Origin of the sequence: Mesotoga infera, assembly GCA_011045915.1 — a bacterium.
GTDB lineage: Bacteria > Thermotogota > Thermotogae > Petrotogales > Kosmotogaceae > Mesotoga > Mesotoga infera_D.
Window position 1 is genome coordinate 1 of record DSBT01000282.1, and the last position, 5,134, is coordinate 5,134.

The following is a 5,134-nucleotide window of genomic DNA, read 5'->3' on the forward strand; positions in this document are numbered from 1 at the left end:
CATTGGAGGTGCCGCGCTGAAGAATCCACCTCAGATTGAGAGCATAAGAGCGCTTTCTGAAGAAGAAGTGCTTGTGAGGGTTCTCATGAAAGTTGATGTGGACTACAGTATCAACTTTGATTGGGATGACTACGCTGAATATGAGGACGTGCGAGAATTGCTTGGAAGCTGCGACGAAAGCTTTTTGTTTACGTCGTTGTCGGGCAAAGAGACGATTACTCTCGAATTTGATCTAATAATACACAGGATAACAAAGGAAATCATCACTTATGAGCTTTCTCTTATTGAAGGACCCTCTGCTTCACTGTTTCTACGCTAATCATTAGGAGTCGAAACTGGGCTTCAAGACTGGCAGCCCCATGGGGGACCGAACCCCGACCTTCGGACTGAGAATCCGGTGGATCAACTCGATTGGCTTGTTATAGTTCCTTCGACGACAGATTAACCTTCTTGCGGCGAACTATCTTCAGATGAAAGGAATATCCCGCTCAGGGTTCCAGCGTACATAATGAGTATTATCAGTATTGAAGCTATTCACTTGTCAGAACAAGCTGCAGCTCGACAGTCCATCAAACTAGCTAGATCCCGTTTATTCCTTCCATTCTCCGAATCCCGAAGAACTTCATTGCTAAAGAGTCGCCAGAGTGAATAATCCGACCAGACGGAGGATCATCGGGTTTCTTGGATATGGTTGATATTTGGTATTATCATCACTGTGTTATATAGATATATTGTTATAACAATTAAAAAATCCCTGTAGAGAAGGTGAATCCATGTACAGTTGGACGAAAGTGAGGCTAGATGTCTCTTCTTCTGTTCCGTTATTTCAGCAGATCGCTGACTGGATCACTAATGCAATATCAAAGGGAATTCTTGTGGAAGGCGATAAACTGCCGAACGAAATGGAGCTCTGCAAGGTATTCGACGTCAGCCGAATTACAGTTAGGAATGCTTTGATGAAGCTCCAGAGGGACGGGTATCTCTCCAGGCAGAGAGCTAAAGGAACCTTCGTTTCTTCCCGAGCGATCACATTTCAGTACGTCAGTGAAACTATGGGCCTTGGGGAAGAGCTTGTGAAGAAGAACATTGGCATTAAGGACAAGGTTTTGAGAAGCGAGATTATCGGAGCGAACGAGACAATTGCTGAAAACCTTGGAATCTCCCCCGGGTCGAAGGTCTTCGCTTTGGAGAGGCTTAGAGTAATTAACAATGAGCCTTTGATAATCTCCAGAAACTTCATTTCTTACGACCTGGTACCTGGCATTGAGGAAAACGACTTCAGCAAAGAGTTTCTATATTCTGTGCTCGAAAGACAATACGGAATTGTGATGCAGGAGTTTGTGAGATCTTTCGTCCCGATCATCCTGAATGATTCCGAAATGAAGATCTTCGGTTTGAAGAAGGACTGTTACCCCGCATTCAAGATAGAGAGCGTTACCTACGACAGTAACAGGAGATTGATTGAATACTACGAGGGTATTCAGCTTGGAAAGTATGGGAAGCTCACTGTGCGTTCAAAGGGTATCTGAGAATATGGAGGGGGTTTTGCTTTATGAGTCGTGATTTGGTAATGGCGATCGATATCGGGAGCACCGGGACGAAGGTCATCTGTGTCGATGCTTCCGGGTCCATCGTTGCCAGTACTAACACCCCCATTGATTCCTTCAGTCCCAGAGATGGATGGGTTGAGCACGATCCTATCCAGTTGTGGGATTCGGTAGTGAATTGCATTGGGGAAATCCGGAATGATGTTTCGAGCAGCAGAGTGGCCGCGGTTGGGATAACCAATCAGCGCGAGACCACGGTGATTTGGGACAAGAAAACAGGGGTTCCCGTTTACAATGCCATCAGCTGGCAGTGCAAGCGCTCGGCCGAAATATGCAAAAGATACGGGCACCTTGAAGCGGAGATTGAGAGAAAGACAGGGTCACTCCTTGATGCTTATTATTCAGCCACGAAGATAGTCTGGCTTTTCGAGAACGTGCCTGATGTGCGCGAGCGCGCACTCAAGGGGGAGTTGCTTTTCGGCACCGTCGATTCCTGGATCATCTGGAAGCTCACAAATGGGGCCTCTCATAAGACAGACAGTTCCAACGCTTCTCGAACCCTCCTGTTCAACATAATCACAAATCAGTGGGATGATGCGCTTCTTAAGGAATTTGGAATACCCGAGCGGATTCTTCCTGAGGTCGGCGATTCCGATTCACTCTTTGGTGAAGCGGTGGCACCGGCCGAGTTTTTCGTCAAGCCCATTCCGATAATGAGCTGCCTGGGGGACCAGCAATCGGCGCTCTTCGGACAGACCTGCTTCGAAGAGAAAGAAGCAAAGTGCACATTTGGAACCTGTCTTAATCTGGGAATCAACACCGGCAAAATCATAAGATCTGAAGCGAGAGGTTTGACTCCAACAATCGCCTGGAGGATCGGCGGGGAAATGACTTACAAAGTTGAAGGCGGAGTATACGTCGCAGGTTCTCTTCTGAATTGGCTGGTCAAGAAGGCCCGTCTCGCTTCGAGCGTTTCTGAGCTTACTGATCTTGCCCAAAGCGTCGACTCGGCCGAAGGGATAGCTTTCGTTCCCGCATTCGTAGGACTTGCAGCTCCCCATTGGGATATGACTGCCCGAGGGATTCTCGCGGGTCTGTCTTTCAACCATGATGCAGCTCACATTTCCAGGGCCGCACTTGAGTCGGTTGCCTTTCAGACCTACGATGTGCTTAGAACTGCACGCGAGGGGCTGGGTATAAGTGTGCAGAAATTGAATGTCGACGGTGGAATGGCAAAGAACGACTTCTTGATGCAGTTGGTTTCGGATATCTGCTCCTGTTCTCTTGACAGAGGAGAATTCCTGGAGAGTACGTCCATGGGCGCGGCGTATCTTGCTGGTGTATCGACTGGGTTCTGGAAGGATTTTTCGGAGGTGAGAAGACTCCGGAAGACCGAGAGAGTATTCGAACCGCAATTGAGCGAAAGCAGAAGGGAAAGCATGATCTCTGTCTGGAACAAAGCCGTTGAAAGGTCCAAAGGATGGAGTCAGTAGTGGAGAGTGATTATTTTGAATGACACAAGTCTACTTGAATTCTCAGGAATAGATATGAGATTTCCGGGGGTGCACGCTCTAAAGAATGTGAGTTTCGAGGTGAAAGAAGGAGAGGTCCATGCACTTCTCGGAGCCAATGGCGCCGGAAAGTCTACTCTGATAAAGATACTCGCCAGGGTATATCAGCAGACAGACGGAGAGATTTTTCTTAATGGGAAGAGTCTCAATGCTGCAACCGCTCAGAACATAAGGCAATACGGGATCGACTTCATATTCCAGGAACTCGAGCTCGTTTCAAGCTTCACTGTGGCGCAGAACGTCCTTCTGGGAGATGAGGTAACGAAGGGCGCTCTCTTGAATCATAGGGAGATGTCGAAGAAAGCTCAAGAAACACTTGATCAGCTGATTCCAGGGTTCATAGACGCCAGATCGCTTGCTAGAGATCTGACCGTAGCTCAGCAGCAACTTGTATGTATTGCAAGGTCGCTTTACAGGAATCCAAAGATCCTTGTTCTGGATGAGCCGACTTCAAGATTGAGTTCATCGGAAGTGGACGCTCTCTTTTCCGTAATTGACCGTCTTAAAAAGGAGAGGAATATTACCGCAATTTACATATCCCACAGACTGGAAGAGATCTACAGAATTGCCGACGCTCTAACCGTTTTGAGAGACGGGGAGAAAGTCGTTACCTGCAAGGTGAACGAGATTACGACCAAGGAGATCATTCGCAGCATGATGGGTAAAGAAATTGATGTCACGAAGAAGATGGAGAATCTTGCTCCCGGTTACGGCGAAAAACCTGCTCTAGAGGTAAGAGGGTTGAGCGACGGAAAGACTTTCGGCCCCATAGATTTTGATGTCTTCAAAGGCGAAGTCTTCTGTATTACAGGAGCAGTCGGAAGCGGGAAAACGGAGCTGATAGAGACTATCTTTGGCCTGAGAAAAGCTGCGAGTGGAACACTCAAGATAAATGGCAAGGACTGGGTTCCCAAGAGTCCCTTGCATGCTAAAAATCGGAAGTTGTCGCTTGTGCCGGAAGATAGAAGGCTCAATGGTGTGGTGTATGACTTCTCAGTGAGAAAAAACATCTCTCTGGTGTCATTGAAGAAGCTCTCCAGGTTTGGATTCGTAGTCAGTGTAAAAAAAGAAAAGGAAGTGGCCCAGAAGCTGGTAGAAGAGCTTTCCATAAAGACTGCCGGTCTAGAGACAGCATCGAAGTTCTTGAGCGGAGGCAACCAGCAGAAGGTGGTTTTTGCCAAGTGGCTTGTCGGCAACTCCGAGATCTATTTCTTCGATGAGCCTACAGTTGGTATTGACGTGAAGGGAAAAGAAGAGATATACGAAATCATACATGGTCTTGCAAAAGAAGGGAAGTCTGTTATTGTCACTACCAGCGATTTCGATGAAGCTCTAAGGGCATCGACCAGGATAATGGTGCTCTTTGCGGGGAAGGAGAAAGGACTACTTGATTCCGAAACTGCAGTTAAAGATGAGCTTTTATTGTTGACGATGGGGGGAAAAGTTAATGAGTGAGCTGGCTTTATCAAGAAAGAGTAAGGGCTTCGGTTGGTGGCTTGACAGAAGCGGCACAATCATGGCTTTCGTGTTCATGATTGTCATATTCGGCATACTTTCTCCATACTTCCTCCAGCCAGATAATATCGTCAATATAATGATTCAGGTTTCCCCTCTCTTGGTCACAGCACTTGGAGTGGTTTTCGTAAACATGGCAGGTGAGAGCGATCTTTCTCTCGGAGGAGTTCTTGGCCTTGGTGCCACTCTTTACTGCGGATTCCTGAAATCAGGAATGCACCCTGTGGCATCTCTTGCGGCAGTAATCGGAATCTGCGTCTTGTTCGGGATTCTGAATGGTTTTCTGGTTGCTTATCTGAGGTTGTCTTCATTCATAGTCACTACGGCAGTAATGTTCATTGCCATGGGTCTTGAGAAGTCTTATAACAACGGATTCAGTATATGGATAAGAGACGATCGAGTGACCGCATTTGCTAACGGAAGCTTCTTAAGAATCCCGAATCTCGTTCTTCTGGCCGCTGTGATTTATTTGCTGACGCATCTGCTTCTCCACATGACAAG

Annotated in this window: 4 protein-coding genes; all 4 read left to right on the top strand. The window is 47.2% G+C overall.

Annotated elements, in window-relative coordinates; genetic code table 11:
* Positions 1-773: 773 nt before the first annotated feature.
* Positions 774-1,529, top strand: coding sequence for a GntR family transcriptional regulator (locus ENN47_09295; protein HDP78358.1), 756 nt, complete (start codon positions 774-776; stop codon positions 1,527-1,529).
* A gap of 23 nt (positions 1,530-1,552) precedes the next feature.
* Positions 1,553-3,040 (top strand): glycerol kinase GlpK, encoded by a 1,488-nt coding sequence (glpK, locus tag ENN47_09300; GenBank protein ID HDP78359.1) that lies wholly within the window; start codon positions 1,553-1,555, stop codon positions 3,038-3,040.
* Between the two features lie 15 nt (positions 3,041-3,055).
* The gene (locus ENN47_09305; GenBank protein ID HDP78360.1) at positions 3,056-4,573 is read left to right on the top strand and encodes a sugar ABC transporter ATP-binding protein; all 1,518 of its coding nucleotides are present in this window, start codon (positions 3,056-3,058) and stop codon (positions 4,571-4,573) included.
* Positions 4,566-5,134: ABC transporter permease (locus ENN47_09310; protein HDP78361.1), on the top strand; the 569-nt coding region annotated here is incomplete at its 3' end. The genes ENN47_09305 and ENN47_09310, both read left to right, overlap by 8 nt.